Origin of the sequence: Pseudomonas putida (assembly GCA_041879295.1) — a bacterium.
GTDB classification, from domain to species: domain Bacteria; phylum Pseudomonadota; class Gammaproteobacteria; order Pseudomonadales; family Pseudomonadaceae; genus Aquipseudomonas; species Aquipseudomonas putida_Y.
In genome coordinates, this window is the sequence record CP047152.1 from 1616453 (window position 1) to 1641897 (window position 25445).

A 25445-nucleotide genomic window follows, 5' to 3' on the forward strand; every position below is an offset into this window, starting at 1 on the left:
CCGTGAATCAACAGACCCTCGTCAGCATCGCCATACCCGCCTTCAACCCCGAGTTCTTCCGCGCCACCTTGCTTAGCGCGCTCAACCAGGATTACTCGGCACTGCAAGTGCTGGTCTGCGATGACAGCCGTGGCCCGGAGATCCAGCGTATCGTCGACGAGGTGGTGAGCGAGACCGGCAAGCCGGTGCGCTACGTGCGCAACCCACAAACCCTTGGCTTCGCCCGTAACCTGCTGGCGTGCCTGGAGCATGCTGAAGGGCCGCTGATCAAGTTTCTCTGTGACGACGACCGACTGTTCCCTGAATGTGTCGGCCTGCAGGCCGCGGTCATGGAGCAGCATGCCGATGTCAGCATGACCATCTGCCAGCGCATGCTGTGCGCGGCCGACGATGCTTTGCTACCGCCGCGCATGCTCAATGCTGTGATGTGCCCGGAGGATGCGGTAGTCAAGGGCAGCGACTTGCTCGAAGCGTTGGAGACAAACGCCCCCAACCTGTTCGGCGGCCTTAGCCATGCACTGATGCGCCGTGACCTGGTGGCCGAGTACCTGCCGGCGTTGGTGCAGGAGGGCAGTGGGTTTGTCGCGCGCCTGGACATGGCGCTGTACATTTGCCTCATGCGCCAAGGCAATCTGGGGCACCTGTCACGCTTCCTCAGCATGGAGCGCCTGCACCCTGCGCGCCTGAGTCACCAGGCAGGCATGACCTTGGCCTTCCCCATCGAGACCGACTGGATAAAGGCAATGCTGGCCGCGCGGGCAAGCGAGGCTGCACCGGCCAGTGGCTGGGTACGCTATCTGTCGCTGGAGCGTTACCACGGCGAGCAGGGCGCGCAGTGGGACGAGTACGAACTCAACCGCCTGTACGGGGCTCAGCAGGCCCGCCAGGCGCAACAGGTTGGTACCGACTGCCTGTCGTTTGACGAGTTGTATGCCCAGTGGCTGGAGTGTCGTGACCTGTCGGCTGCACAACTCAAGGCGTTGCCCAAGCGCTTCGAACAGTGGGCCCGGCAGCCGCGTATCGTCCCTGTGATCTGGGCCGAGGCGGGTGATGAACTGGCCCTTCGTGCGACCCTCGACAGCCTTGCGGCGCAGTCCTATGCGGCGGCCGGCACCTGGCTGCTGGCGCCTGCGACGCTGGAATTGGCAGGTCACCCGGTCGGGTTTGAGCGCATGCTCGTGCAGGGCAATGGCCTGGCCCAGGTGCAGGCGCGCCTGGCACGTGCAGGTGATGCCGACTGGATCCTGCTGTTGCGCGCTGGCGACCGCCTCGTGCCCCATGCTCTGGCGATCATGGGCGAGCGCATGGCACTTCGCGAGCGGGCCTGTATCTACGTCGACGAAGGTAGCCATGACGGGCTGCGCCCGACAACACCAATCTTCAAGCCAGATTTCAACCTCGACCTGATGCGCAGCCTGCCGTATGTAGGGCGCGTACTGGCATTCAACTGTGCCGCTCTGCGCGAGGTCGGCGGCTTCGACCCGGACTTCGATACCCTTGCACCCCACGACCTGCTCTGGCGCCTGGCGGAAAGCCAGGGCCTGCAGGTCATCGAGCACATAGACGAACTCCTGGTGCATTGCCAGTGGGACTTTGGCCAGTGGCTGCACGACCCGCGCTGCGTGCGGCAGGCGCCACGCGTGGTTCAGGCCCATTTGCGACGCCTGGGCGTCGATGCCGTGGTTGTCGGTGCCGAAGGCATATCGTTGTGCCAGGTGGCGTACCAGCACCCGGAGCAAGCCTTGGTCTCGATCCTGGTGACGCTCGGTGACGACCTGAGCACGGTAATGCGTTGTGTCGAGTCCCTGTTCGAACACACCCAGTATGGCCATTTCGAGGTGCTGCTGATTGCCTCGCCGGATACACCGACCGACCTGCGTCAATGGCTCCTGGCCATGCAGCGGCTTGGCAGCGATCAGCTACGTGTGATCGAGGTCGCCAGCGGCAGCCAGGTGGCGCAGTTGAATCAGGCCAGCGAGGCCGCCCGTGGCGATTACTTGCTGATGCTCGACAGCGCCTGCACCGCCTTCGACCGGCCATGGTTGGCGGAGTTGATGGCCCAGGCCCAGCGCCCGGAGGTCGGCGTGGTTGCGCCCAAGTTGTGTACCCGCACTGGCGAGGTGTTTGGCGCCGGGCTGGTTCTGGGGCTGCATGGCGGCGTCAGCAGCCCGTTCGTCGGCATGCCGGCTGACAGTGGCGGCTACATGCTCCGGCTCAATGCCGTGCAGAACTGGAGTGCGCTGAGCCTGGACTGCCTGCTGGTGCGCCGCGAGCTGTTCGCCACGCTGGGCGGTTTCGACGAGCAGGGACTCAAGGGCGGCCTACAGGACGCGGACCTCTGCCTGCGCATCCGCGAACAAGGCTATCTGGCGGTGTGGACACCCCATGCAGTGCTCGTTCGCTTCGCCTCCACTCGCGACGCGCGGACCGACAGCAAGCGCAAGGTGCTGGACAAGGACATCTTCCATGAACGCTGGTTGGACAAGGTTGCCCGTGACCCTGCCTACAACCGCAACCTGAGCCTGAAGATGGCGAGCTTCAACCTTGATGCCGGACAGCGTCGTGGCTGGGACCCGTTCATCAGCCGTGTGCTGCCGTCGGTGTTGGCGCTGCCGATCAACACCTCGGCGGTTGGTCACTACCGGGTGGCGCAGCCGTTCACCGAGCTGGAGCGCGCGGGCTGGATACAGGGGCGGCTTGATTTCAGTACACCCGAGATGATCGAGATCGAGCGTGAGAAGCCCGACGTGATGATCTTGCAGTGCCGCTACACGAGCAACTCGATCGATGAAATCACGCGCTTCAAGCGCCTGTCGAACGCCCGGCGCATCTACGAGATCGACGACTACATCATCGACGTGCCGAAAAAGAACGCCCATGCGCGGAACATGCCGGCCAACATGCGTGAGCTGGTCACCCAAGGTATTGCCCTGTGCGACCGGGTGGTTGTGTCGACCCAGCCGCTAGCCGATGCCTTGTCGGGCATGCACCACGATATCCGGGTAGTCCCCAACATGCTAGCCGCCCCCCTGTGGGCTGGGCTGGCCAGCGAGCGTCAGACTAGCGCGCGGCCGCGCGTGGGCTGGGCCGGGGGCACCAGCCACCGTGGCGATCTGGAGCTGTTGCTGGACGTCATCAAGGCCCTGGCCGACGAGGTCGACTGGGTGTTCTTCGGCATGTGCCCGGATGCGTTGCGGCCTTACGTGAAGGAATTTCACAAAGGCGTGCCCTTGGCGTTGTACCCGCAGAAGTTGGCCAACCTCAACCTCGACCTGGCACTGGCACCGCTCGAACAGAACCTGTTCAACGACTGCAAGAGCAACTTGCGCCTGCTTGAATATGGCGCGTGCGGCTTCCCGGTGATCTGCACCGATACCAAGGCCTATGACGGCTACCTGCCGTGCACACGGGTGCGCAACAACACGTCCGAACAGTGGCTGGATGCGATTCGCATGCACCTGGCCGACCCCCAGGCCAGCTACCGCCAGGGTGATGCCCTGCGCGAAGTGGTACTGCGTGACTACGTGCTGATGCCACAGCATCTGCAGCAGTGGGCCAACGCCTGGTTGGCGGACTGATTCATTTTTTGCGTTCGTTGCGAGCGGGCGCCCAACTCTCCCTTCAAAGGTGCTTTATGGTCGAAATCGCAAACGGATCGCGCAGTGACGTCACGGTACTGTTGCTTGGCCACGACCAAGCCGCTCATCGTGAACGGGCACTGCATTATTATCGTCAGGCTGGCATTGCCTGCCTGGCATTGGATGCGCTTGAAGGGCACAGCCCTGCGGCGTTGTGCAGTGCGCGCCTGGAGCAGGCGCTGCAGCAGGTGGCGACACCGCTGGTCAGTCTGACCCTGGATGCAGACTTCGTGCAGGCTCCGGCGCTGGACAGCGCTGCCGCCAGCCTGAGCGCCAACCCTGCGGCGCTGGCAGCCCAAGGCTACGCTTTGGGGTATGCCCCGGGCAACAGCCAGGTAGCCTATTACAAGATAGGCCATCCGTTCCCACTGCTGGAGGGCGAGAGCGTGCTGGCGCGCATGCGCGTGCATGCCCTGTCCAACCAGCCGGCCTGGCGCGCCGTGGTCAGGGTCGAAGGGATGCGTGCGGCACTTGCCAGTCTGCCCGAGGATCTGGATTTCGCCGGCTGGCGTGTGGCGCTGTCGTTGGCGTTGCTGGCTGAAGGGCAATTCATCCAGCTGGACCAGACCGACGTGATCTGTGAGCTGGCGCCGCGCAGTGTGTCGGCAGTTGCCCGGGAAGAACAGTTGGCGCGTACCGTACGCCTGTTGCGCGCATGGGATGCGCAACGCGCGGGTGTGTTCGCCGACGAATCCGCCTTCGTTGTGCTCAATCGCCTGGTGCGTGGCAGCTATGATGCAGGCGAGCCGCCGCTGCTGTTCACCTCTCGCTGGACCAGCGTGATTGCCGACCCGGACCGGCAGTTCGAACCCCGGCAGTATGTGGAGATGCCGTACTATCAGAACACCCTGTTCCAGCGCCTGACCGAGCTTGAATTCCTCTGTCATGCCTGGCCGACAGGGCGTGAGCACCGTCATGCGCTGGAGGGCACCTGGGTTCGTCAGCGGGAACTGCTCGAAGTGCACCCCAACGACACCACCGAGACTTTGCAGCAACGCTACTGGCAGGCGCTGGCGCTGGGCTTGTTTACCCGGGACGTCTGCCAACGCCTGCTCGCGACTCTCAAGGGCGAGGAGCATGCGGAAAAGGTGCGTGAGTTGAGTGCCTGGCTGGAGCACCTCGACGGCGTTCCCGGCCAGGATGTGCCTGGGTGGCTCGCGACCACCGGCTCGGGCCAGCTTTTACAGGCGCTGGCGGCGGCGACACCGACGGCGGCGGTGCGTCAGCGCGTGCTTGCGCAACTGGCCAAGCGGCCAGGCCCACAGATTGCCTTCATGGTGGTGGACCTCGAGGATGATGACCTTGCCTTGCAGGCGACTTTCGACAGTCTGCTGGCCACAGGTCTGCGCAATTTCAAACTGGTGGTGCTCAAGGCCGGTAAACCGCCAGCCATCACCACGGCGCGGGATACCTTGCATTTCATTCAGGTCGAGCCAAGTAACTGGGTGTCGCACCTGAATCAGGCTGTGCGCCAGGTGCAGAGCGAATGGCTGATGCTGTTGCAGGCGGGCGATGTGCTCGCCAACGGTGGCTTGTTACGCTTGCAGCTGGAGCTGAGCGAGTCGCCGGCCTGCGATGTGATCTGTGCCGATGAGGTGCAGCGTGATGCCGACGGCCGTCTGCTGGGCATCATGCGTCCCGGCAGCGATCTGGATGTGCTGCGCAGCCAGCCGGGCCTGATGTCTCGTCACTGGCTGCTGCGCCGACAGGTCGTGCTTGATCTGGGGGGCTTCGACAGCCGCCTCGGCCATGCGCTCGAGTACGACTTGCTGCTGCGTCTGGTGGAGGAGCGGGGTGTCGGCGGTATGGCTCACATGGATGAGTATCTGGTAATCGGCAGTCAGGCATCGGAATCGATGCCTGCCGAGGCGCTGGAAATTCTCGACCGCCACCTGAAGCGGCTGGGCTATCGGGGGCAGGCGAGCGAACAGGGTGCTGCCGGGTTGGTCATCGATTTTCGACACGGCTCGACGCCATTGGTCAGCGTATTGATGGTCTATGAGGGCAATCGATCCGCGCTTGAACGCAGCCTGACCAGTCTGTTCCAGCGCACTCGCTATCCCCGCTACGAAGTCGTGCTTGCCTGCGCTCAGGATCAACACGATTTGTTGTCCGAAGCGCTTCAGCCGTTCGCTGGCCGCGTACGTCTGGTGACTGCCGAGGCAGCGGAGAATCCGTTCAACCAGGCAGCCATGCAGGCGCGTGGTGAATACCTGGTGTTGCTGAGTGAACGCTGCCAGGTGGTCACCCCGGCCTGGATTGAGGCGCTGCTCAACCAGGCGCAACGGCCCGAGGTCGGGGTTGTCGGCGCGCGCCTGGTCGACAGTGATGGCGGTCTCGCCCATGCCGGATACGATTTGCTTGCCGGGCCGCGGGTGCACACGCCCTGGGCGGGGGTACCGGGCAGCCATGGTTGCTGGTCTGGCGTCGTGCGTGGCTGCCGAGCGGTATCGGGGGATTGCCTGATGGTGCGCGCAAGCGTGTTCGAACAGTGTGGTGGGATGCAGGCGGTGCTGGCGGCAGATGTCGACTTGTGCCTCACTGTGGCAGCTGCTGGCAGCCTCGTGGTGCTTGCACCGCAGGCGCAGTTGGCGATCGAGGGCCCTGCTGCTCTGGCTCCTGAGGCTGTTCAGCAATTGCTGGCGAAATGGCCTGGCGCCTTCACCCGCGAAGTTGCTACTGACGGCCAGGGGGGGCACGCCGAAGCCGCTTGGCTCGTCCCGTTCAAGTAGCTGGCGCGGGAATTGCAAAAGCCGGGCAGATGCCCGGTTTTTTTCGCCTGGCGGCAATTAATTGACAGGCTGACGCCTGGCTTCACGCGGTGTGAACGAGGTCGTGGATGCAAAAGAAAGTGGCTGTGTTGCAGTCCAATTACATTCCATGGAAAGGGTATTTCGACCTGATCGGCAGCGTCGACGCGTTCATTCTGTTCGACGATGTCCAGTACACGCGCCGAGACTGGCGTAATCGCAACAAGATAAAGACTGCACAGGGTGAGCACTGGCTGAGCATACCGGTGAGGAACAAGGGACGCTACGAGCAGTTGATCAACGAAGTGCAGGTCAGCGAGCCGGGTTGGGCGCAGGCGCACTGGAAAACCATTGAGATGAGCTACCGCCGCGCGGCTTGCTTCGAACAGATGGAGGGGCCGATCAGGGCACTCTTCGAGCAGGCCGCAGCGCTCACTCATCTTTCCCGTATCAACCATCTGTTCATCGCCGGTCTGTGTCCGCTGCTGAACATCTACACGCCGCTGTTTCGCGCCGAAGAGCTGGGGCAGGCAACCGGCAAGAACGAACGGCTGATCCAGTTATGCCAGGCCGTTGGTGGCACGCACTACCTGTCGGGGCCGGCAGCAAGCTGTTATCTGGACGAGGCCGCATTTGCTGCTGCCGGACTCGGTCTGTCGTACATGGACTATGCCGGCTACCCCGAGTACCCGCAGTTATACGGCGGTTTCCAGCACGCGCTGAGTGTCATCGACCTGTTGTTCAATACTGGCGCTGACGCGCCTGCCTTCCTGGAGCGGCGACCATGAGCACTACCATTCTGCGCGAAGTGGAACAGTACTACTCCTCGCGTATTCGCGAACATGGGGCCACCCCGGAAGGGGTTGACTGGAACGGTAGCGCTTCCCAACATCTGCGCTTTGAACAGCTGCTCAAGCTGGTCCCGCAGCAGGAGTGGCAGCAAGGTTTTAGCCTGGTCGATGTTGGTTGCGGCTACGGCGCATTGCTGGAGTGGTTGCGCGAACGCGGCGCGGCGGTGGACTACCACGGCTATGACCTGTCAGCCGAAATGATCGCGTCGGCCCGCGCCAGGCACGGGGCGGACCCGTCCACGAGCTTCGAGGTCGCTGAGCGGTCCAGCCGAACGGCGGACTACGCGGTGGCCAGCGGCATTTTTAACGTTTCACAGCAGACTCCGCGTGAAGCCTGGGAAAACTATATTGCCGAGGTGCTTCGCAGTATGGATGCCTGCTCTATCAAAGGCTTCGCGTTCAACTGCCTGACCAGTTACTCCGATGCGCCCTTCATGCGTGACTACCTGTATTACGGCGATCCGTGCTTTTACTTTGACCTGTGCAAAAGAACCTACTCCAGGCAGGTGGCACTCTTGCATGACTATGGCTTGTACGAATTCACCCTGCTCGTGCGCAAGGCCCCGTGACCTGCCATTCGACTTCCCTGTTTCCTGGAGACATCCATGCTCAAGAAAGGCTCTACTTCCGTCACCCAATCCAGCGACAGCCAGCTTGAAGCGCGTGAGCGCCTTTGGCAGTCCTTCGCCAACGCGCCGCTCGATGATGCCGAGAAAGAGCGCAATCTCGGCCTGTTCATCCGTTCGGCTTCCCTTGCGCGGATGTTGGCGATTTCCGACCTGTATCGCGAGATTGTCCCGCTGCCTGGTTCGGTGCTGGATTTCGGTACCTGGCGTGGTCAGAACGCGGTGCTATGCGAAAACCTGCGTGCCATCTTCGAGCCTTTCAACAAGCAGCGTCGGGTAGCGGCGTTCGATACCTTCGCCGGCTACAAGTCCCACGCCAGCGACAGCAAGGTCGACAACGAGCATTTCCAGGACGGTTGTTACGATACTGGCAGCGGCTATGCCGATTACCTGCGCCATTTGCTCGCTGTGCATGAAAGCATCAATGCGCTGCCGCAGGTTTCCAGCGGCCACCAGGTGGTCGAGGGCGACATCAAGGATACCTTGCCGCGTTTCATCGAGGAAAACCGCAATCTGCTTGTGGCGCTGGCCTTCTTCGACATGAACCTGGAAGGGCCGACCCGCTTTGCCCTGGAGCAGATTCTGCCGCGCTGCGTACCGGGTTCGCAGCTGGCGTTCTTCCAGTTGCAGCGTGACTTCCTGCCGGGCGAGGGCTACGCCTATGTGGCCGAAGTGCTGGGCAAGGTACGTCATGAGATCAAGCGCTCGCAGACATACCCGTCCCTGTGCATCGTCAAGTTGCTGTAAGGGGGGCGAGCCATGTTTCTAATCATTGGTAACGGTATGGTTGGCCTGGCGATCGCTGCAGGTCTTTCCCGTTCGGTACCGGCCGAGCGCATTACTGTGGTGGGCCCGATATCGCGACCCTACAGCGCGTCGATGGCCGCCGCCGCCATGCTCAACTCGTTCGCCGAACTTGAGCCGGGTGCACTGGACCAGCCGCGCGATCGCCTCAAGTTCGAACTCAGCCAGGCTTCCGCACGGCTGTGGGCGGCGTTCGTCGAAGAATTCGAAATCCCCGCCGAGCACTATCGGCTAGGCACCGTGCTGGTCAACAACAACGCTTCCAACGCGTTCGAAGACCAGGCCTTCGATGCCATTGCCGGCTATCTCGAAGAATTCGCGGAACCCCACGAGCGGATCGAGCCGACGCTAGAGCCTGCATACTCGCCGGCTTCGGGCTATCGCAGCCGCAACGCCTTGTTCCTACCTCGAGAGGGTGTGGTCAACCCGGACGGGGTAGTGCATGCCCTGCAGCAGACGTTGGCCAGGCGCGGCGTGCGTTTTGTCGAGGGGGTAGTGGAGTCGTTGGACAAGGTCGGCGGCCGCACCTGTGGCGCGCGCCTGGCCGATGGCCGTGTGCTGGCCGCAGAGCGCGTGGTGCTGGCCAATGGCAGCATGGCAACCCGGCTGTGGGCAGAGGACGACTGCATTCGGGTGATCAATGGCGTCGGCGCTACCGTGGTATTGAAAAACCAGAGTATCCAGGGCCGATACGTGCTTCGCACACCCAACCGTGGTGGCGCCTGTGGCATCTACCATGCGCCTTACCGGGACGATCTTTTCGTGGTCGGTGCGACAAACCTGATTACTACGGTTGACGAGCAGGTACCGCGCGCAGAGTCGGTGGCAGCACTGATCAATGGTGCGATCAATCAGGTCAATCAGATGCACCGCGCCAGTGGCTTCGTGCGGTACAACTTTGGCTATCGACCGGTGAGCCTCGATGGTTATCCGGTCATTGGTCAGCTAAACGACAATACGTTCATCGCAACCGGCACGCGGCGCGACGGCTACCATTTCGCGCCGTGGTTGGCGGACAACTTGGCAGCGCTGGTGCAGGGGCAGCTTCTTTCGCCACAGGCAAGCGCGTATTTCGCACACACCCGGCCACAGCGACGGGCAATGCTCGATCAGTCGGTCGAGGTGTGTTGTCGCAAATACGCAGCAGTCAAATGCTCGGCGCTTTCCCAGCATGGTTTCGACGCGGGACATACCGATGCCGACCAGGCGCTTGAGCAGTATTACTACCAGCGTGCCCGAGATTTCTTTACCCGTAATGGCATGGAGCAGGCAGTACAGGTCGAGTTTATCGATGCGCTGATCGGTGGCTACCTGCCACTGAGCGATTTCACCTGAGGCACGGGCTGGAGAATACGAACGTGAGCAAACAGGTAATACCCTTCAACAAACCTTTTGTCGTTGGCAAGGAGTTGTTCTACATCGCCCAAGCGGTGATGAACGGCGGCATCGCTGGCGACGGGCAGTTCACCCAGATGTGCCAGCAATGGCTGGAGGACAACCTGGGCTGCCCAAAAGCGCTGCTAGCCCATTCATGCACTGCAGCGCTGGAGATGGCGGCGATCCTTGCCGATGTCGGGCCGGGGGATGAGGTCATCATGCCGTCATTCACGTTCGTCTCCACCGCCAACGCCTTCGTGCTGCGTGGTGCAGTGCCGGTGTTCGTGGATATTCGTCCGGACAGCCTCAACCTTGATGAGCGTCTGGTCGAAGCCGCAATCACCGAGAAGACCAAGGCGGTCGTGGCCGTGCATTATGCGGGGCAGCCCTGTGACATGGATGCGCTGTTGCGTATCTGCAACCGTTACGGCCTGATGCTCATCGAGGACGCCGCCCAGGCAATTCTTGCCCGTGAGAAGACCAGGGCCCTGGGTACCATCGGCCACCTCGGCTGCCTGAGTTTCCATGAGACCAAGAACGTTATCAGTGGTGAGGGAGGGGCATTGCTGATCAATGACCCGAAACTGATCGAGCGCGCCGAGATCATCTGGCAGAAGGGTACCAACCGTAAGGCGTTTGCCCGCGGTGAAGTCAGCAAGTACACCTGGGTCGATGTCGGGTCTTCGTTCCTGCCCAGCGAGCTGACGGCCGCTTTCCTGTATGCCCAGCTGGAGCAGGGCGAAAGCATCAACGCTCATCGGCGTGGCCTGTACGAGGCTTATTACAACCAGCTGCAGGCACTGGAAGCCGATGGGTACTTCCAACTGCCGCGCACGCCAGGGGGGCGGCCAGCCAACGCGCACATCTTCTACCTGCTGATGCGCAACAACCACAAACGTAGTGAGCTGATCCGGTTCCTGCGCGAGCGGGATATTCACGCGGTGTTTCATTATGTACCGCTGCACGATTCGCCTGCCGGCCTTCGTTATTCGCGCAGCGTCGGAGAACTGCCGGTGACCTGTGATGTAGCCCAGCGTCTGGTGCGCTTGCCGCTGTATTCCGACATGAGCGCTCGCCAAGTCGCCCAAGTATGTGCCGCAGTCGCCCAATTCTTTGCCGAGTCCCGCGCTGTTTGAGGCCGGCTTGCCGTTGTATTTCCTGATTCTGGAGTTTCCAAGCGATGCCCAATTCTGCCCGGGTTGACGCCCAATCGCTCGACCAGGCGCTGATGCGCTTGCGCCTTATGTATGCCAAGCCGGAGCATCCGTATTACATACTGGCGCCGGACTACCGGGAAACCTCGTCGGGCGTCGCGTCCCTGCATTACCTCTGCCATGTGCTCAATCTGAACGGGCGCGAGGCATACATCTGCGGTGGCCAGGTGGTCAACCCGAACCTCAAGACGCCGCTACTGGACCCTCGGACCCAGAAGCGGCACCAGGATGAAGGTAAGGTACCCATCGCTGTCTATCCGGAAGTGGTGGTTGGCAATCCGCTTGGCTGCGATGTTGTGGCGCGTTTCCTGCTGAACTTCGAGGGTTTCCTGACCGGCCAAAGCATGCAGGCAGCGGGCAGTGACCTGTTGTTCTATTCCGGCGCCCTGATCGCCGCGCGGCATGGCTACCCGGACGGCGACCTGTTGTGCCTGCCGACCATCGATGTCGAGCTGTTCAGCGCGCCGGCACCGGGTAGCGCGCGTGAGGGCAAGTACCTTTACCAGAACCGCCACCCTCTGGAGCAGATCGACTACTCACAGTTGCCTGGCGATATCCGCCTGCTTAGCATGGCCAACGCCCTGTCGTTACCTGAACTGGCGGTGTTGCTGCGCAAGGCCGAAGTGCTCTACACCCATGAGTGGTCGATGACCTGCGTGATCGCCGTTCTGTGCGGCTGCCCGGTGATTTTCATTCCGGGGTACGGGATTGATCAGTCGTTTCTTGAAGCCAGCTTCATCGGCAGCCACGGCTTTGCGATGCTCGACCAGCCGCACGCGTTGGCGCGCGCCAGTGCCGGCCTCGAGGGTGCCCTGCAGCGCTACGTGGAAAAGACTGCACCGTTCTGGCAGCACCTTGAGGTGTTCATTGCCAAGACGCAGTTGGCGGCCCGTCGCGAGTCCGCCGGCAACCGTGCCGGCATGCTGAGATGGCTGCGCCAGCGGTACCCGTTGCCGCAACAGTTGCAATTGATGCAGGAGCGTCTGGCTGCACCCGGTGCGCCTTCGGTTGCCGTGCTGGTGCTGGATCATGGTGACCCCGCCGCCTTGGCGCGTACCCTGGGCAGCCTCGACGATGTGCTGTACCAACGCATCCAGGTGTGTGTTCTGGGCGCGCAGGAACCCCGCCGGCCGAACGTACAGTGGCTCTCGGCTGACACCCGGGCGCCGCTACCCTCCATCCATAGCGCGCTCGAAAACAGCCCGTGCGAGTGGTGCATGGTAGTCGATGCAGGCGTGCAGTTTACCGCCAGCGGCCTGCTGGTGGTGGCGCTCGATCTGGCGCAGGCCCCGGAAACCTGCCTGGCGGTATTTGCCGATGAGGCCGTTCGTGGCGCCGGTGACACTGTCGAAGGGCGCCTGCGCCCGGACCTCAACCTGGATATGTTGCTCGCCCATCCAGCCGCCTTGTCGCGGCACTGGTTGTATGACACGCGTGCGCTGCTGCATCAGGGCGGGTTCGACCCGGCATCAGGGCGCGCATTCGAGCTGGCATACCAGTTGCGCCTGATTGCCGATCATGGCCTTGGGGTAGTAGGCCATGTCAGCGAGCCGCTGTTGATCGCCAACCTGGAACAGCCACTGACCTGCGATGACGAACGCTCGGTCATCCAGGCACACCTGCTGGAGCGTGGCTATCCGCACGCACAGGTCCGGCCGACCACGCAGGCGCCGAATCGCTATGAAATCGACTATGGGCACCAGCAGCCGACTTCGGTGAGCATCCTGATCTATATCGATGGCGACCTGTCGCGGTTGCAGCGCTGCGTGGAGCAGTTGCTAGCCTATACCACGGCTATCGAGCATGAAGTGCTGCTGGTCGAGCCGGGCAATGACGACCAGCTGATGCTGCAGTGGCTGGAAATGCTGTGCCAGGTAGGCCAGGGACGGATCCATGTGCTGCGTTTCATGGCCGGACAGACACGCGCCGCCATGTGCAACGCCGCAGCGCAAGAAGCACAGGGCGAATTCCTGGTCTGGCTGGATGCAGTCGCCATGGTCAGTGACGGTGACTGGTTGCAGGCCTTGCTCAACCATGCGCAGCGTCCTGAGGTTGGAGCCGTGGGCGGCTTGATGTCGAGCGTCGACGGTGTGGTCCGGCAGGCTGGCCTGGTGCTCGGTCAGGGCGGAAGCGTGGGCCCGGCCTACACCGGGCGGGCGATTGGCGAGGAGGGTGAGCTGGCGGCGCTGATGATCGAGCGCAACGGCGTAGCAGTGGGTGATCATTGCCTGATGGTTCGGCGCGCAACCTTCCTCGACCTGGGTGGCTTCACTGTCGATCCGTTGCTGGAACCGTGGGTTGCAGTCGATCTGTGCCTGCGTTTGCAGCAGGCCGGCTACCTCAATGTCTGGACGCCACGCGCCAGGCTGCAGCTGGAAGCGGCAGCAGCCGCTGTGGTAAGCGCTGAACAGGAGGAGGCACTCTACGCTCGCTGGTTGCCGCAACTGGCCAGTGATCCCTCCTACAATACCAACCTGTCGCTCCTGGCCGGCCATAGTTATGCGCGACAGGATAATGGCCTGTGCTGGCGGCCGCTGCATGGTATCGTCCCGACGGTGCTGGCTTTTGCGGCGGACCAGCAAGCGGCCGGCCAGGCACGTGTGATACAGCCGCTCATGGCGTTGCGAAATACCGGCGCAATCGATGGCTCGGTGACCACTGGGGTGCTCACCCTGGTCGACATTCAGCGTTACGCGCCCTCGACCATCGTCCTGCAGCGCCCGCTGGCAGACGCTGGCCTGCTGACTTTGCGTCGTCTGCGCGCGTTCTCCGAGGCCTTCAAGGTGTATGACCTGGACGGCTATGTCGCAGAAATGGGGCTTGCTGCGGGCATGGGGGGCGAAGAGTTGCTGCAGCGCCTGAATTACGGCCTGATGCAGGCAGACAGGGTGGTCGTGGCCAGCCCGACGTTGGCAGAGATGCTGCTAGGGCAACATGACGACGTTCGCCTGCTCGAGAGTGCATTACCTGCCACCTGGGGGCAGCTGCAAGGCTTGCGTGGTGCGGCGACCAGGCCGCGTCTGGGCTGGATTGGCAACAAGGATGCGGGCCTGTTGGCCGAGGTCGTACCAGCCATGGCCCAGGAGGTCGACTGGGTGGTCCTGGGTGATTGCCCGCAGGCTTTGAGGCCGTATGTCAGCGAGCAGCATCCACCGGTCCCGTTCGAGCGCTTGGGCATTACGCTCGCCGCGCTGAATCTGGATTTGGCGCTGGTGCCCATGGCCGATACCCTGGGTAATGCGTGCTCGGCCGATCTGCGGGTGCTGCAGCACGCCGCTTGTGCTCATCCCGTCATCTGCAGTCGTGTGGCCGGTTTCGCTGGTGCAGGTAGCTTGCCGTTGTCGAAAGTAGATAACCAGCCGGCTGACTGGCTGCGCGCCATTCGTCTGCACCTGGAAGATCGTGACGCCTCGGCTGCGCTGGGTGATGCGCTGCAGAATGCCGTTCGCTCGAACTGGCTGCTCGAGGGGGAGCGCCTGGAAGCCTGGCGCCAGGCCTGGCTCGCCTGAGGTGCTGAGGTAAGGCCGGGAGCCCGCGCAATGTGGGTACCCGGCCGTGCTCGCGGGTCGCGGCTGCGCGCGAAGGCATTGATCTTGTCGAGCAATTGCCTGATCGTATACATAACCGTGACTTGGCAGTCGAAACGTGCATCTCTAAGCTATCGAGTCTGCGGGCAATCACGTCGTCTCGTCACGCGAGATCCTGACCCTGGCGCACAAGCCCGCGAATTTTCGCCATATCTATCGGGAAGCCACAATGATTGGCATCAAAAGCATCGCCAGTTTCGTACCTGTCGAAGGTGTCGACAATTACGCACAGGGCGCAAAATTTGGCAAAGATCAGGATTTTATCTTTGGCAAGATCGGTTCGACTTTCTTGCCGCGCAAGGGAACCACTCAGGAAACCTCTGATCTTTGCGTGGAAGCAGCGAAAAACTTGTTTGCTGCTAATCCTGAGCTCGATCCTGCATCCATTGATGCCGTGATAGTCGTCACCCAGAACGGTGACGGCGAAGGCTTGCCGCACACTGCTGCCATCGTTCAGCAAAAGCTCGGCCTGAGCACCCAGGTTGCAGCGTTTGATATCTCGCTGGGTTGCTCCGGCTACGTTTACGGTCTTTATGCCATGAAAGGCTTCATGGAGGCGACCGGGTTGAAAAACGGCCTGCTGATCACCGCCGACCCGTATTCGAAGATCGTCGACCCCGAAGATCGCAACACCACCATGCTGTTCGGCGATGCCGCCACCGCGACCTGGATGGGCGAGGATGCGGTCTGGCAGCTCGGCAAATCGCTGTTCGGCAGCGACGGTGCAGGTGCCGAGCACCTGCGCACGACCGACGGCAAGTTCTTCATGAATGGCCGTCAGGTCTACAACTTCGCCTTGGTCAAGGTGCCTGCGCACCTGCAACAATTGCTTGAGGCCAGCCAGCTGCGTGCCGAGGATATCGACCTGTACTGCCTGCATCAGGGCAGCGCGGCGATCGTCGATGCCGTGTCCGCGCGTTTTGACGAGGGCGCGCACAAGCAGAAATTCGTCAAGGACATGGTCGAGACCGGTAATACCGTGTCGTCGAGCATTCCGTTGCTGCTGGAAAAGCATGTGCTCAACTCGCAGCACCAACGCGTTGCACTCAGTGGCTTCGGCGTCGGCCTGTCCTGGGGCTCGGCGATCATCGAGCGCAACGGCTGACTGAGCGCCGGCTGAGCAAAGAAGCGCAGCCCGTCCCCGGGCTGCGCTTCTTTCATTTTTGGTGATGCTTTTCTGGCGTCAAACCCTTGATTTCATTGAGGTGGCCGGATGCCAGCAAAAAAAGTGAGAAATCACCCTAAAGCAAACTGCCCTGACGACGATAAATAGTACGAAGGTTCTCTGTGCCACACCCGGCGAATTGCCAAGGCCGGAAGCCGTAGTACCCAATCCAACGAGGAATTCGTCATGGCTTTGACTGTTAACACCAACACCACCTCTCTGGGCGTTCAGAAGAACCTGAACCGTGCTTCCGATGCGCTGAGCACCTCGATGACCCGTCTGTCCTCCGGCCTGAAAATCAACAGCGCCAAAGACGACGCCGCCGGCCTGCAGATCGCTACCCGCATGACCTCGCAGATCCGTGGTCAGACCATGGCTATCAAAAACGCCAACGACGGTATCTCCATCGCCCAGACCGCTGAAGGCGCGATGCAAGAGCAGACCAACATCCTGCAGCGTATGCGTGAACTGGCCGTTCAGTCCCGAAACGACTCGAACAGCACCAACGACCGCGTCGCTCTGGACAAAGAATTCCAGTCGATGGCTTCGGAACTGACCCGTATTGCCAACAGCACCCAGCTGAACGGCAAAAACCTGCTGGACGGTTCGGCTTCGGTCATGACCTTCCAGGTTGGCTCCAACACCGGTTCCGCCAACCAGATCACCATCGACCTGAGCGCCAAGTTCACCGCTTCGGACCTGGGCGTTACTTCCTCGATCAACATCCAGGGTTCCGACACCACCACCGCCGAAGCCAACTTCAGCGCTGCTGTTTCGGCCATCGACGCCGCTCTGCAAACCATCAACAGCAACCGTGCTGACTTGGGTGCCGCGCAGAACCGTCTGACCAGCACCATTAACAACCTGCAAAACATCAACGAAAACGCCGAAGCTGCTCGTGGTCGTGTACAGGATACCGACTTCGCTGCTGAAACTGCCCAGCTGACCAAGCAGCAGACTCTGCAGCAAGCTTCCACCTCGGTTCTGGCCCAGGCCAACCAGCTGCCATCGGCAGTACTGAAGCTGCTGGGCTAATCTGCCTGGTTGCTGGCGGGGAAGTGCTGGTAAGGCACTTCCCCGCCTTTTCATTGCGAGGTGGTGGGCATGGACATGAGCGTCAAGCTGAACCTGTCTTATCCGGCCGCACGTCCGGCCGAGCAGGTTGCCGAAAAACCGGTAGCCCGGTCGACGGAAAACGTAAAGCCCGAAGACGACAGGAAAGACCCAAAGGCGGAGCACGATGCCGACAAGGTCAAACATGCCGTTTCGGAGATCGAAAAGTTCCTGAAGGCATCGCAGCGCAATCTGGAATTTTCCACGGATGAAGAATCCGGCAAGATCGTGGTCAAGGTCATCGCTACCGACAGTGGTGAACTGATTCGCCAGTTGCCCTCGGAAGAGGCCCTGCGGATCGCTCACAGCCTGAGCGATGTCAAAAGTGTTCTGTTCGACGCCAAGGTATGATCGGCGGCGAACACCAAATGAAGTGATGCATGTCGGTCCCGCAGGAGCGGGCTGACGCGTTGATGAGAGGGACTACAGCATGGCAAGCCCGATTACTTCCAGTACAGGCCTGGGTTCTGGTCTCAACATTACCGAGATCGTGACCGCGTTGGTTAAAGCCGATACATCCGCCAAGCAGGCGCAGATCACTCGGCAAACCAGCAATAACACTGCGATGATTTCGGGTATTGGCTCGCTGCGCAGTGCCCTCACGGCATTCCAGGATGCCATGAAGGCGCTCAACGACAAGGATGCGCCGTCTTTCAACGCCTATGCAGCGACCTCGGCCAACGAGTCGGTGGTCAAGATCAAGTCGAGCAACTCAGCGGTAGCGGGTAGCTATGACATCGTGGTGGACAAGCTGGCCACCGGCTCGAAAGTGGCCAGTCAGCAGTTCAGTGGTGGTGCTACCAGCCCGATCACTGCTGGCCAGCTTACCATCAGCCAGAATGGCAAGACCTACAACCTGGATGTGCCCAGCGGCGCGACGCTGCAAAGTGTGCGCGACCAGATCAACAAGGAAATGAGTGCCAACGGCATTTCCGCCAACATCATCAACGAGGAAGGCGGCTCGCGCCTGGTGCTCGGCTCTACGACCACAGGGGCGGGGACTGACCTCTCCCTGAGCGGTATTGCCGAGCTGGCAATCGATGGCACCACGCAGATGTCCGGTACCGGTGCAGGCTTCATCACTGCCAAGGCTCAGGACGCCGAATTGACCATCGACGGCTTGAAGGTCAAGAGTGCCTCCAATACGCTCGATAGCGCCATCAGTGGCATGACCCTGGAGTTGACCGGGGTCAGCCCGAGGGCCAGCGGCGCTCCTGGTACGCCGACGGCGGTCACCGTTGCGGCGGACAACGATGGCCTGAAGAAGTCGGTCCAGAGCTTCGTCGATGCCTACAATACGCTGCAGAAGGCGATCACGTCGCTGACGTCGACCAGTCGTGACAGCGATGACAAGCTGGTGCTCGGCCCGCTCACCAACGACCCGACCACCCGCTCTCTGCTGGGTGATATTCGCAAGGTGCTGAGTGAGGTGGGGGCCGGCGACCAGCTGACCACGCTGAGCCAGTTGGGTATCAACACCCAGAAAGATGGCACGCTCGAATTCAACAGCAGCAAGTTCAGCTCAGCGATGAATGACAAGAAGCTTGGCCCGGAGGTGCAGGAGCTGTTCACCGGCACCGACGGCATCTTCGAGCGCATGAACAATGCCATCGATCCTTACAACAAGACCGATGGCAGCCTTGCCACGCGCAAGTCCAACCTCGACAAGGCGGTCTCGGAACTGGCCAACCAGCAGGCCGCGCTTGATCGCCGCACCGAGTCCCTGACCGAATCGCTGACCAAGAAGTACGTGGCCCTTGACGCCGCCCTGGGCAAGATGAAAGCCCAGGCCGACCAGATTACCTCGATCTTCGAAGCGATCAACGCCCAGGCCAAGAAATCCTGATCGGCTGAACATGCCAAAAGCCCGGCGGCGTCCGCGAGATGCCCCGGGCTTTTTGTTTTTCCCCTAAAGTTTTTTGACGTACAGGCGATACAGCAGGTACAAGCAAATTTTTACCGCAGCAACGAGGCAGATCCATGAACCCGATGTTGGCCCTTCGGCAGTACCAGAAAGTCAACGGCGCAGCGCAGACCTCCGAAGCCAGCCCGCACCGCCTGGTGCAGATGCTCATGCAGGGCGGCCTTGATCGCATGGCGCAGGCCAAGGGTGCCATTGCTCGCAACGACATCGCGCAGAGGGGCATCCTCATCGGCAAGGCCATCGACATCATCGGCGGCCTGCGTGAAGGCCTGGACCTGGAAAACCATGCTGAAAGCCTGGCCGAGCTGGACAGCTTGTACATGTATATGAGCCGTCGCTTGATCGAGGCCAACGTCAAAGGCGACCCGACCATCATCGACGAGGTCGCGCGCCTTCTGATCACTGTGAAGGAAGGTTGGGATGCAATCGGCGATCAGTCGTCGGCTTCCTGATAAAGGAGCATGACATGAGCGAAGTAATCGCCCGAATCGAACAGACCCGGGACATGCTGCTGGCAGCGCTGGCTGACCGCGACTGGGAAGCGGTGGGGGAGTTGGACCTGGAATGTCGCTTGCGCATCGGTGACATGGTGTCCGAAGCCAAAGGCAATGAGGCGGATGTCAGTGCCAGTCTCGAGCAATTGCTGGTCGTGTACCGCCAACTAATCGAGGTTGCAAGTGGTGAACGTCAATCCTTGGTCGATGAAATGACGAAAATCCGTCAGGCGAAGAACGCGGCAAAGGTATACCATTTGTTCACCTGACCACCGTTGTTGCAAAAAGCCGTGCGCCATTAATTTGACTGATCGGTGTTTTTTGACTTTACTAGTGGCTGTTTTCGAATTTCAGACGTCCGAACACTGACCATTCAGTCGGAATGATGTCGAGCACGCCCCCGCAGGGCGCCGATATGACTAGGGAAGTTGCTATTGCATGTGGCGTGAAACCAAGATTCTGCTGATCGATGACGACAGCGCGCGCCGCCGCGACCTTGCGGTGGTGCTGAACTTCCTCGGCGAAGAAAACCTCGCATGTGCCAGCCATGACTGGCAGCAGGTTGTTGAGCCATTGTCCTCGAGCCGCGAAGTGCTGTGCGTGCTCATCGGCACCGTGAATGCTCCGGGCAATCTGCTTGGCTTGCTTAAGACAGTGGCTACCTGGGATGAGTTCCTTCCGGTTCTGCTTTTAGGTGAAATTTCTTCTGCGGAGTTCCCGGAAGACCTTCGCCGTCGGGTGCTTTCCAACCTGGAAATGCCGCCAAGCTATAGCCAGTTGCTGGATTCGCTGCACCGTGCCCAGGTCTACCGCGAAATGTATGACCAGGCACGCGAGCGCGGTCGTCAGCGCGAGCCCAATCTGTTCCGCAGCCTGGTCGGCACCAGTCGTGCCATCCAGCACGTACGGCAGATGATGCAGCAAGTGGCGGATACCGACGCCAGCGTGCTGATCCTGGGCGAGTCGGGTACCGGCAAGGAAGTGGTGGCCCGCAACCTTCACTACCATTCCAAACGTCGCGAAGCGCCGTTCGTGCCAGTCAATTGTGGTGCGATCCCGGCCGAGCTGCTGGAAAGCGAACTCTTCGGCCACGAGAAGGGGGCCTTTACCGGGGCCATCACCAGCCGTGCCGGGCGTTTCGAGCTGGCCAACGGCGGTACCCTGTTCCTCGACGAAATCGGTGACATGCCGTTGCCAATGCAGGTCAAGCTGCTGCGTGTGCTGCAGGAACGTACCTTCGAGCGTGTGGGTAGCAACAAGACCCAGAGCATCGACGTGCGCATCATCGCTGCGACGCACAAGAACCTCGAAACCATGATCGAGGACGGCACGTTCCGTGAAGACCTGTACTACCGCCTGAATGTGTTCCCCATCGAAATGGCACCGCTGCGTGAGCGCGTGGAAGACATCCCGTTGTTGATGAACGAGCTGATTTCGCGCATGGAGCACGAGAAGCGTGGTTCCATTCGCTTCAATTCCGCCTCGATCATGTCGCTGTGTCGTCATGGCTGGCCGGGCAACGTGCGCGAGCTGGCCAACCTGGTCGAGCGCATGGCGATCATGCACCCGTACGGGGTCATTGGCGTGTCGGAATTGCCAAAGAAATTCCGCTACGTCGATGACGAAGACGAGCAGATGGTCGACAGCCTGCGCAGCGACCTTGAAGAGCGCGTGGCGATCAATGGCCACACACCAAACTTCAGCAACCACGCCATGCTGCCGCCCGAAGGCCTGGACCTCAAGGACTACCTGGGTAGCCTGGAGCAGGGGCTGATCCAGCAGGCCCTGGACGATGCCAACGGTATCGTTGCGCGCGCGGCTGAACGTTTGCGTATTCGCCGTACCACCCTGGTCGAGAAAATGCGCAAGTACGGCATGAGCCGCCAGGGCGGTGAGGAACAGGCGGAAGATTGATGTTTGGGCGGGGTGTTTGTCTCGGGTTTTGCGTTTGGGCGCAGATCGAGCGCCGCCCGCGCGGCGCATCGCGAGCTTTGCTCGCTCCTACGTTTGTTTCAGGCCAGTAACGCCTGTGACAGGCACGCGCGACCGCCTTGTTTGTACAACGTGATATTGCGCCATGCGCCAAGGCGTTCGCGCGCAAATGGCACAGGAATGATTGGCCCGAAACAAGCGTAGGAGCGAGCGCAGCTCGCGATGCTTGTTTGTACAACGTGATATTGCGCCATGCGCCAAGGCGTTCGCGCGCAAATGGCACAGGAATGATTGGCCCGAAACAAGCGTAGGAGCGAGCGCAGCTCGCGATGCTTGTTTGTACAAGGTGATATTGCGCCATGCGCCAAGGCGTTCGCGCGCAAATGGCACAGGAATGATTGGCCCGAAACAAGCGTAGGAGCGAGCGCAGCTCGCGATGCTTGTTTGTACAAGGTGATATTGCGCCATGCGCCAAGGCGTTCGCGCGCAAATGGCACAGGAATGATTGGCCCGAAACAAGCGTAGGAGCGAGCGCAGCTCGCGATGCTTGTTTGTACAAGGTGATATTGCGCCATGCGCCAAGGCGTTCGCGCGCAAATGGAACAGGAATGATTGGCCCGAAACAAACGTAGGAGCGAGCGCAGCTCGCGATGCGCCGCGCGGGCGGCGCTCGATCTCCCAGGCACAACCAATCTCAAGGCGAACACTTCTCAGCCTTGAAGCAATCCCACGTCAAACCCAAATCCCTATCTCCGGCACGGCTATTGCTACACCGCTGGCACCACACCGTTTTTATGACGGTCAGCCACGCGAGAGAGCAAGATGCCCCAGGCCGCCCACGTATCCCGAGCCCCCGATCAGCAGGGGCAAACCCCGGTCGCGCAGGACAGCGGCCAGGGTATCGCGCAAGCCTTTGCCCTGTTCAATCAGGTGTCCAGCCAGCTGAGCCAGTCCTACAGCCTGCTCGAAGCCCGGGTCAGTGAACTGAAGGGCGAGCTGGCGGTGGTCAGCGCCCAGCGCATCGAAGAACTGAGCGAAAAGGAACGCTTGGCCAACCGCCTGCAAAATCTGCTGGACTTGCTTCCCGGTGGGGTGATCGTGATCGATGGTCAAGGCCTGGTGCGCGAAGCCAACCCGGCCGCCTGCGAGTTGCTCGGCGAACCTCTGATCGGCCAATTGTGGCGCCAGGTGATCGCCCGTAGTTTTGCTCCGCGCAAGGACGACGGCCACGAAGTCTCGCTGCGCGACGGTCGCCGTCTGTCCATCGCCACCCGCTCGCTGGATGCCGAGCCTGGCCAGTTGGTGCTGCTCAACGACCTGACTGAAACCCGTCGCCTCCAGGATCAACTGGCTCGCCACGAGCGCCTGTCGTCCTTGGGGCGCATGGTTGCCTCGCTGGCCCACCAGATCCGCACACCGCTGTCGGCAGCCATGCTGTATGCCAGCCACCTGGCCGATAGCGAGCAAGCGCTGAGCGCGGAAACCCGCCTGCGTTTCGCAGCGACCTTGAAGGAACGCCTGCACGAACTGGAGCACCAGGTGCGCGACATGCTGGTGTTTGCCCGTGGCGAGTTGCCACTGGGGGATCGGGTGACCCCTAAAGCGCTGTTCCAGGCCCTGCAGCAGGCGGCCCAGGCGCATGTGCAGGGGCACGCCGTGCGCTGGCAGTGCGACAGCCATCTGGGTGAATTGCTGTGCAACCGCGACACCTTGGTCGGCGCTTTGCTCAACCTGATTGAAAATGCCCTGCAGGCCAGCGATGGCCCGGCACGGCTGAAGGTGCACCTGTATCGCCGCGAACGTAGCTTGCACCTGTGCATCAGCGATGCCGGCAGCGGCATCGATGCAGGCTTGCTCGGCCGTTTGGGCGAGCCGTTCCTCACCACCAAAGCCACCGGTACCGGCCTGGGCCTGGCCGTGGTCAAGGCGGTGGTGCGTGCGCATCAGGGTACGATCAACCTGCGCTCGAAAGTCGGCCGTGGTACCTGCGTGCGGGTAGAGTTGCCATTGATCGACGGGCAATTGGCGGAGGGGGTGTAATGGCAATCAAGGTGCTGCTGGTCGAGGATGACCGCGTATTGCGCCAGGCGCTGGGCGATACCCTGGAAATCGGCGGTTTCGCCTATCAGGCGGTGGGCAGTGCCGAAGAAGCGCTGGAGGCCTTGGTGGACGACGCTTTCAGCCTGGTGGTCAGTGACGTCAACATGCCCGGCATGGACGGGCACCAGTTGCTCAGCCAGCTGCGCCGCCAGCAACCACAGTTGCCGGTGCTGTTGATGACGGCGCATGCCGCTGTCGAACGTGCGGTCGAGGCCATGCGCCAAGGCGCCGCTGACTACCTGGTCAAGCCGTTCGAGCCCAAGGCGCTGCTCAGCCTCGTGGAGCAGCATGCCGCCGGGCGGGTCACCGGCGATGAGGGGCCGGTGGCCTGCGAGCCGGCCAGTCGCCAGTTGCTGGAACTGGCGGCCCGTGTGGCGCGCAGTGACTCGACCGTGCTGATTTCCGGCGAGTCCGGTACTGGCAAGGAAGTGCTGGCGCGCTACATTCACCAGCAGTCGCAGCGTGCCACGCAACCCTTCGTGGCCATCAACTGCGCGGCGATCCCCGACAACATGCTTGAGGCCACCCTGTTCGGCCACGAGAAGGGCGCCTTCACCGGCGCTATCGCTGCTCAGGCTGGCAAGTTCGAGCAGGCCGAAGGCGGTACTCTGCTGCTCGACGAAATCTCGGAAATGCCCATGGCCTTGCAGGCCAAGCTGCTGCGTGTGCTGCAGGAGCGCGAGGTGGAGCGGGTAGGCGGGCGCAAGCCGATCAGCCTGGATATTCGGGTGCTGGCCACCACCAACCGCGACCTGGCCGGCGAAGTGGCGGCCGGGCGCTTCCGCGAAGACCTGTACTACCGTCTATCAGTGTTCCCGCTGGCCTGGCGCCCGCTGCGTGAGCGGCCGGGCGATATCCTGCAGCTGGCTGAGCGCCTGCTGGCGCGGCATGTGGTCAAGATGAAGCATGCCCCGGTGCGTCTGTCGCCGCAGGCGCGGGCCTGCCTGCAGGCCTATGCCTGGCCGGGCAACGTTCGCGAGCTGGACAACGCTCTGCAGCGGGCGCTGATCCTGCAGCAGGGTGGAGTGATCGAGGCGGCGGATTTTTGTCTGGCGGGCGCCATTCCATTGTCAGATAGCATCGAGCCATCACCTGACGTGACGGCCGAAGCCGGCGGGCTGGGCGATGACATGCGTCGGCACGAGTACCAGATGATCATCGACACCCTGCGTGCTGAGCGCGGCCGCCGCAAAGAGGCGGCCGAACGCTTGGGCATCAGCCCGCGGACGTTGCGCTACAAGCTGGCACAGATGCGCGATGCCGGGTTTGACGTCGAGGCCAGTCTGTTCGGCTGACTGGCACCCAACTGAATGGTTGAGCACCACGGGGCCTCTATTGGAGCGGCAGGCCCGCGAAGAATCCGGCGCGGTGGCTGGCACCGGCTGCGCCGGTGTTCGCGGGCGTGCCCGCTCCCACGGCGCACGTTTCACATGGGATCTGATTGGCAAGGCTGGCACCTTTGTTGCTTTACGTAGGTCATTCGCCGCATGACTGTCAAAAAAATGCGGCCGCAGGAGAGAGAAGGGTCATGAGCCAAGGTGTTGAATTCAATCGTCTGATGTTGGACATGCGGGCCATGCAGGCCGATGCCATGTCGCTGCCCAAGGCAACCGCCGCCCCCGAGCTGGCGCCAGGGCAAAGTACCTTCGCCGACATGCTCGGCCAGGCCATCGGCAAGGTGCATGAGACGCAGCAGGCTTCGACCCAGCTGGCCAACGCGTTCGAAATCGGCAAGAGCGGCGTCGACCTGACTGACGTGATGATCGCTTCGCAAAAGGCCAGCGTGTCGATGCAAGCCTTGACCCAGGTACGCAACAAGCTGGTCCAGGCGTATCAGGACATCATGCAGATGCCGGTTTGAGGACGGATG

Annotated in this window: 18 protein-coding genes; all 18 read left to right on the forward strand. The window is 61.6% G+C overall.

From position 1 onward, the window contains the following. The first annotated feature begins 2 nt into the window (after positions 1-2). The 18 genes from GST84_07525 to fliE all read left to right on the forward strand — a co-directional run bounded on the left by GST84_07525 (position 3) and on the right by fliE (position 25436). On the forward strand, positions 3-3578 hold the full coding sequence (locus GST84_07525; protein ID XGB12219.1) for a glycosyltransferase: 3576 nt from the start codon (positions 3-5) through the stop codon (positions 3576-3578). Positions 3579-3718: 140 nt separating this feature from the next. Next, the gene (locus tag GST84_07530; protein XGB15723.1) at positions 3719-6370 is read left to right on the forward strand and encodes a glycosyltransferase; all 2652 of its coding nucleotides are present in this window, start codon (positions 3719-3721) and stop codon (positions 6368-6370) included. 107 nt (positions 6371-6477) lie between these two features. Beyond that, positions 6478-7176 (forward strand): hypothetical protein, encoded by a 699-nt coding sequence (locus GST84_07535; protein XGB12220.1) that lies wholly within the window; start codon positions 6478-6480, stop codon positions 7174-7176. Continuing rightward, entirely contained in the window at positions 7173-7808 is a 636-nt protein-coding gene (locus GST84_07540; protein ID XGB12221.1) for a methyltransferase, read from the forward strand. The genes GST84_07535 and GST84_07540 overlap by 4 nt, the downstream gene beginning before the upstream one ends. 36 nt (positions 7809-7844) lie before the next feature. Beyond that, the gene (locus GST84_07545) at positions 7845-8612 is read left to right on the forward strand and encodes a hypothetical protein (GenBank protein XGB12222.1); all 768 of its coding nucleotides are present in this window, start codon (positions 7845-7847) and stop codon (positions 8610-8612) included. Positions 8613-8624: 12 nt separating this feature from the next. Beyond that, complete coding sequence (locus GST84_07550) at positions 8625-10004, forward strand: FAD-dependent oxidoreductase (protein ID XGB12223.1); 1380 nt, start codon at positions 8625-8627, stop codon at positions 10002-10004. Positions 10005-10012: 8 nt separating this feature from the next. Further along, positions 10013-11182: a dTDP-4-amino-4,6-dideoxygalactose transaminase gene (gene rffA / locus GST84_07555; GenBank protein ID XGB15724.1), complete on the forward strand. Its 1170-nt coding sequence runs from the start codon at positions 10013-10015 to the stop codon at positions 11180-11182. A gap of 44 nt (positions 11183-11226) precedes the next feature. Continuing rightward, entirely contained in the window at positions 11227-14769 is a 3543-nt protein-coding gene (locus tag GST84_07560) for a glycosyltransferase (protein XGB12224.1), read from the forward strand. 247 nt (positions 14770-15016) lie between these two features. Beyond that, the gene (locus GST84_07565; protein XGB12225.1) at positions 15017-15952 is read left to right on the forward strand and encodes a ketoacyl-ACP synthase III; all 936 of its coding nucleotides are present in this window, start codon (positions 15017-15019) and stop codon (positions 15950-15952) included. 246 nt (positions 15953-16198) lie between these two features. Beyond that, positions 16199-17047: a flagellin FliC gene (locus tag GST84_07570; protein ID XGB12226.1), complete on the forward strand. Its 849-nt coding sequence runs from the start codon at positions 16199-16201 to the stop codon at positions 17045-17047. Between the two features lie 69 nt (positions 17048-17116). Continuing rightward, complete coding sequence (locus GST84_07575) at positions 17117-17476, forward strand: flagellar biosynthesis protein FlaG (protein XGB12227.1); 360 nt, start codon at positions 17117-17119, stop codon at positions 17474-17476. Between the two features lie 79 nt (positions 17477-17555). Then, positions 17556-18971, forward strand: coding sequence for a flagellar filament capping protein FliD (gene fliD, locus GST84_07580; GenBank protein ID XGB12228.1), 1416 nt, complete (start codon positions 17556-17558; stop codon positions 18969-18971). A gap of 134 nt (positions 18972-19105) precedes the next feature. Continuing rightward, the gene (fliS, locus tag GST84_07585; protein ID XGB12229.1) at positions 19106-19501 is read left to right on the forward strand and encodes a flagellar export chaperone FliS; all 396 of its coding nucleotides are present in this window, start codon (positions 19106-19108) and stop codon (positions 19499-19501) included. Between the two features lie 14 nt (positions 19502-19515). Continuing rightward, a complete protein-coding gene (locus GST84_07590; protein ID XGB12230.1) occupies positions 19516-19812 on the forward strand; it encodes a flagellar protein FliT in 297 nt (98 codons plus the stop codon). A gap of 169 nt (positions 19813-19981) precedes the next feature. Next, a complete protein-coding gene (locus GST84_07595; protein XGB12231.1) occupies positions 19982-21457 on the forward strand; it encodes an AAA domain-containing protein in 1476 nt (491 codons plus the stop codon). A gap of 840 nt (positions 21458-22297) precedes the next feature. Then, on the forward strand, positions 22298-23515 hold the full coding sequence (locus tag GST84_07600; protein XGB12232.1) for a PAS domain-containing protein: 1218 nt from the start codon (positions 22298-22300) through the stop codon (positions 23513-23515). Beyond that, positions 23515-24870 (forward strand): response regulator, encoded by a 1356-nt coding sequence (locus GST84_07605; GenBank protein ID XGB12233.1) that lies wholly within the window; start codon positions 23515-23517, stop codon positions 24868-24870. Before GST84_07600 ends, GST84_07605 begins: the two co-directional genes overlap by 1 nt. Positions 24871-25103: 233 nt before the next feature. Then, the gene (gene fliE / locus GST84_07610; GenBank protein XGB12234.1) at positions 25104-25436 is read left to right on the forward strand and encodes a flagellar hook-basal body complex protein FliE; all 333 of its coding nucleotides are present in this window, start codon (positions 25104-25106) and stop codon (positions 25434-25436) included. Positions 25437-25445: the final 9 nt, after the last annotated feature.

Coding starts and splice junctions, on each gene's coding strand:
- GST84_07535 (XGB12220.1), top strand. CDS start 6,478: ATGCAAAAGAAAGTGGCTGTGTTGCAGTCCAATTACATTCCATGGAAA.
- GST84_07540 (XGB12221.1), top strand. CDS start 7,173: ATGAGCACTACCATTCTGCGCGAAGTGGAACAGTACTACTCCTCGCGT.
- GST84_07545 (XGB12222.1), top strand. CDS start 7,845: ATGCTCAAGAAAGGCTCTACTTCCGTCACCCAATCCAGCGACAGCCAG.
- GST84_07550 (XGB12223.1), top strand. CDS start 8,625: ATGTTTCTAATCATTGGTAACGGTATGGTTGGCCTGGCGATCGCTGCA.
- GST84_07560 (XGB12224.1), top strand. CDS start 11,227: ATGCCCAATTCTGCCCGGGTTGACGCCCAATCGCTCGACCAGGCGCTG.
- GST84_07565 (XGB12225.1), top strand. CDS start 15,017: ATGATTGGCATCAAAAGCATCGCCAGTTTCGTACCTGTCGAAGGTGTC.
- GST84_07570 (XGB12226.1), top strand. CDS start 16,199: ATGGCTTTGACTGTTAACACCAACACCACCTCTCTGGGCGTTCAGAAG.
- GST84_07575 (XGB12227.1), top strand. CDS start 17,117: ATGGACATGAGCGTCAAGCTGAACCTGTCTTATCCGGCCGCACGTCCG.
- fliD (XGB12228.1), top strand. CDS start 17,556: ATGGCAAGCCCGATTACTTCCAGTACAGGCCTGGGTTCTGGTCTCAAC.
- fliS (XGB12229.1), top strand. CDS start 19,106: ATGAACCCGATGTTGGCCCTTCGGCAGTACCAGAAAGTCAACGGCGCA.
- GST84_07590 (XGB12230.1), top strand. CDS start 19,516: ATGAGCGAAGTAATCGCCCGAATCGAACAGACCCGGGACATGCTGCTG.
- GST84_07595 (XGB12231.1), top strand. CDS start 19,982: ATGTGGCGTGAAACCAAGATTCTGCTGATCGATGACGACAGCGCGCGC.
- GST84_07600 (XGB12232.1), top strand. CDS start 22,298: ATGCCCCAGGCCGCCCACGTATCCCGAGCCCCCGATCAGCAGGGGCAA.
- GST84_07605 (XGB12233.1), top strand. CDS start 23,515: ATGGCAATCAAGGTGCTGCTGGTCGAGGATGACCGCGTATTGCGCCAG.
- fliE (XGB12234.1), top strand. CDS start 25,104: ATGAGCCAAGGTGTTGAATTCAATCGTCTGATGTTGGACATGCGGGCC.